General features: G+C 66.8%; 4 protein-coding genes. All 4 read right to left on the bottom strand.

Features of this window, described 5'->3' with window-relative positions; genetic code table 11:
- Positions 1–40 precede the first annotated feature (40 nt).
- The 4 genes from UU9_RS00510 to lolA are packed head-to-tail and all read right to left on the bottom strand — an operon-like array spanning position 41 to position 3,571.
- Entirely contained in the window at positions 41–826 is a 786-nt protein-coding gene (locus UU9_RS00510) for a sterol desaturase family protein (protein WP_007079743.1), read from the bottom strand.
- Between the two features lie 22 nt (positions 827–848).
- Positions 849–2,186 (bottom strand): replication-associated recombination protein A, encoded by a 1,338-nt coding sequence (locus UU9_RS00505; protein WP_007079742.1) that lies wholly within the window; start codon positions 2,184–2,186, stop codon positions 849–851.
- A gap of 40 nt (positions 2,187–2,226) precedes the next feature.
- On the bottom strand, positions 2,227–2,901 hold the full coding sequence (locus UU9_RS00500) for a YoaK family protein (RefSeq protein ID WP_007079741.1): 675 nt from the start codon (positions 2,899–2,901) through the stop codon (positions 2,227–2,229).
- 10 nt (positions 2,902–2,911) lie between these two features.
- The gene (lolA, locus tag UU9_RS00495) at positions 2,912–3,571 is read right to left on the bottom strand and encodes an outer membrane lipoprotein periplasmic chaperone LolA (RefSeq protein ID WP_007079740.1); all 660 of its coding nucleotides are present in this window, start codon (positions 3,569–3,571) and stop codon (positions 2,912–2,914) included.
- Positions 3,572–3,728 lie beyond the last annotated feature (157 nt).

Below are 3,728 nucleotides of genomic sequence, written 5' to 3'. Positions count from 1 at the left end.
CACAGGGTGCGCTCCTACAGCACAGCCGCGATCACAAGCTTCATTTGTTCCTGAAGGGCTGCAGCAACAGTTGATCGAAGCGCTGCTCGCGGCGCTCGCGGAACCGGTCCAGCCCCAATGGCAAGGTCGCCTGCGGCTGGCGCGGCTCTTCGCGGTAGCTGCGGAACAGGCGATCCCACCACGACACGTTGAAGCCGAAATTGCGGTCGTGCTCGTCGCGCAGCACCGAATGGTGGATGCGATGCATGTCCGGCGTCACCAGCACCCAGCGCAATGCGCGATCCAGCCGTGCTGGCAACGCGAGGTTCGCGTGGGTGAACATCGCCAGGCCGTTCAACAGGATCTCGAACGCCAGTACCGCGATCGGTGCGGCGCCCAGCGCCACCACGGCGCCGATCTTCAGGCCCATCGAAAACAGGATTTCCAGCGGGTGGAAACGCACGGCGGAGCTGGCATCCAGCGCCAGGTCGCTGTGGTGCAGGCGATGCAGTCGCCACAGCCAGCCCACCTGGTGCATCAGCCGATGCTGGGCGTAGATCAGCAGATCGAGCGCCACCAGGGTCACCGCGATCCCCAGCCACGATGGCACTGCCCACAGGTGCAGCAGGCCGATGTGGTGGTGTTGCGCCCATAGCGCGGCATCGACCGCCAGCCACGGCAGCAACAGCCGCAGGCAGAGCGCGCCGGCCAGTCCGAAGCCCAGGTTCACCGGCCAGCGATGACGTCGGTCGGGATCGCCTCGATGCCGCGGCCAGCGCCATTCGGCCAGCACCAGCAACACCAGCAGCACGACGAAGATGGAACCCCGCCAGGCCACGGCATTCATCGGCACATGCCGGCCGGCGTGGTCACGAACCCTGCGCGTCGCGGCGACGCTTGCGCAGGTCGAGCAGCTTTTCGCGCAGTTGCAGCTCCAGCCCACGCTCGACTGGCTCGTAGAACACGGTGCCGACCAGCGCGTCGGGCAGGCACTGCTGATCCAGCGCCACGCCGCCCTCGGCGTCGTGGTCGTACTGGTAGCCCTTGCCGTAGCCCATGCCTTTCATCAGCTTGGTGGGCGCGTTGCGCAGGTGCATCGGCACCTCCAGCGTGCCGCCTTCGCGCACCGCGGCGCGGGCCTTGTTGTAGGCCATGTACGCCGCGTTGCTCTTGGGCGCGATGGCCAGCCAGATCGCCAGTTGCGCCAAGCCCAGTTCGCCTTCGGGGCTGCCCAGGCGTTCGTAGGTATCCCATGCATCCAGCGCCATGCGCCAGGCGCGCGGCTCGGCCAGGCCGACATCTTCCACCGCCATGCGGGTCATGCGGCGGGCGAGGTACAGCGGATCCACGCCGCCGTCGAGCATGCGGCACAGCCAGTACACCGCAGCGTCGGGATCGGACGAGCGCACGGATTTGTGCAGCGCCGAGATCTGGTCGTAGAACTGCTCGCCCTGTTTGTCGAAGCGACGCGTGCGATCGGCCAGCACCTGGGTCAGCGTGCTCTCGTCGACGCGCTTGTCGTCGGCCAGTTCAGCGGCGATTTCCAGCAGGGTCAGCGCGCGGCGCACGTCGCCATCGGCGGCCTGGGCGATCGAGTCCAGCGATTCGTCGGAGACCTGCAACTGCAGTTCGCCCAGGCCGCGTTCGCTGTCGGCAAGCGCGCGTTTCAGTGCGGCGACGATGTCGTCGCCGGAAACCGGTTCCAATACGTGCACGCGACAGCGAGACAGCAGCGCGGAGTTCAATTCGAACGACGGGTTCTCGGTGGTGGCGCCGATGAAGATGATCACGCCGCGCTCGATGTGCGGCAGGAACGCGTCCTGCTGGGTCTTGTTGAAGCGGTGCACCTCGTCCACGAACAGCACGGTGCGCCGGCCTTGGGCAAAGTTCACCTCAGCCTCGGCCAGCGCCTTGCGCACGTCCGGCAGGCCGGACAGCACGGCGGAGATCGCGCGGAAATCCGCGTCCGCATAGCGCGCCACCAGCAACGCCAGCGTGGTCTTGCCGCAACCGGGCGGCCCCCACAACACCATCGAGTGGATCTTGCCCGCCTCCAGCGCGCGGCGCAGCGCCTTATCCGGGCCCACCAGGCGCTGCTGGCCCACGATTTCGTCGAGGCTGCGCGGACGCATGCGCTCGGCCAGCGGCTTCAGCGCATCGGTTTCGGTGGCGAACAGATCGGCGGACGGGGATGGGTTGCGAGGCATGGGCGGATGATAACGCGCCGGTTGTGGGCACCGCGTTCGATCAGACGTCGGCCGGCGCCCTGCGGCGATACAGCGTGTAACCCAGGCCGCACAGGCCCGTCAGCGCGGCGGGCACCAGCAGGGTGCGCTCGTGCAAGGCGGGGAAAAGCAGTGCGCCCGCTGCACTGCCCAGGGTGAACGTGACGATGACCAGCACGCACACCCGCACGCGCAAGGTATCCACGCTGAGGCCGCGCAGGCGCTGGCCGATGTAGATGCCCAGATCGGTGAACATCCCGGAAACATGGGTCGTGCGGAACACCATGCCGCTGTACGTGCTGGCCATGCCGTTCTGCAAACCGGCACCCATCGCGGCCAGGTAAAGCCCCAGCGAATCGTTTTGATGCAGCAATGGCACGGCGGCGAACAGCAGGATCGATTCCAGCACCAGGGTCACCCCGTAACGGCGGCCCAGTTGCAGCGTGCTCTGCTGCACGATCATGCCGCTGACCACGGCACCGAACACGAACGCGCCGATCGACAGCGCCCAATGCCACGCCTCGCCGCTGTCGCCGGTGCCCAGCGCCACGCCGAACAGGCTGGCGGAGCCGGTCAGGTTGGTGATCGACTGATGGCGGAAGCCCATGTAGCCGGCGGCATTGACGATGCCCGCGATAAAGGCGAGCACGCCGCCACCAAACCAGGCCCAGCGCGGCAGTTGGCGCAGTACCGGCATGCCGACCAGCTCAATCTTTCAGCGGCTGGACGTTGATCACCGGCGCATCGCCGATCACGTCGGCACCCGGCGGCGGCACGAAATTGAAGGTCGACGGCGGAATAGCCACGTTGCGCTGCCAGTCGGAAAAGCGGATGTCCGTGGTGGAGCCAAGCTGGTCGCGGAAGCTCATGCGCGCCAGGCCATTCGCATCGAAACCCAGGTCGGCGTAATCGAACTGCGGGTCCTTGGCGGTGGAAGTGAGCCGCAACCACTGCAGGCCATCGCGCTCGCCGCGTTCGGCCACCTTGAAGTTGCGGTCCAGTTGCGACACGTCGGTGAGCACGGTGAGCGGGCTGTGCGCCTCCTCGGCGCTCTGTATCCGCACGGTGACCTGATCCAGCTCCGGGTCGTACACCCACACGCGGCTGCCGTCGGCGACGATGGTCTGCTTGTACGGCGTCAGCGTCTCCCAGCGAAACTGCCGCGGCGACTGCAGCGCCAGCGTGCCCGCACTGGTCTTGCTGCCGTGCCCGTTGATGTCGATCAAGGTCTGGCTGAAATGGCCGGTCAGCGAATGCAGGTTCTGCGCGAACGTATCCAGCCGCGCGCGGGCCGGGCCGGTGGCGGCCTGGGCGCTCAGCGACAGCGTCAACATGACGGCGGACAAGATGAGGATGATGCGTTTCATCGGGATTCCCAAAGCGATGGCGGTGCGGATTGTGGAGCGTGCCGGCTTAACCGACCTGTAGGACCTCTATAGGAACGGCCTCTGTGGGACCAGACCTTGTGGGAGCGGCTTCAGCCGCGATGCTCTTGCGACTCCCGATTCCCGAATCCCGAATCCC

It is taken from the genome of Rhodanobacter fulvus Jip2, from assembly GCF_000264315.1.
Taxonomy (GTDB): domain Bacteria; phylum Pseudomonadota; class Gammaproteobacteria; order Xanthomonadales; family Rhodanobacteraceae; genus Rhodanobacter; species Rhodanobacter fulvus.
This window is presented reverse-complemented; position numbering and strand designations above follow the sequence as displayed.

Bases quoted from the DNA above. Each gene is read 5' to 3' on its own strand.
- UU9_RS00510 (WP_007079743.1), bottom strand. From the start codon at position 826: ATGAATGCCGTGGCCTGGCGGGGTTCCATCTTCGTCGTGCTGCTGGTG.
- lolA (WP_007079740.1), bottom strand. From the start codon at position 3,571: ATGAAACGCATCATCCTCATCTTGTCCGCCGTCATGTTGACGCTGTCG.
- UU9_RS00500 (WP_007079741.1), bottom strand. From the start codon at position 2,901: ATGCCGGTACTGCGCCAACTGCCGCGCTGGGCCTGGTTTGGTGGCGGC.
- UU9_RS00505 (WP_007079742.1), bottom strand. From the start codon at position 2,186: ATGCCTCGCAACCCATCCCCGTCCGCCGATCTGTTCGCCACCGAAACC.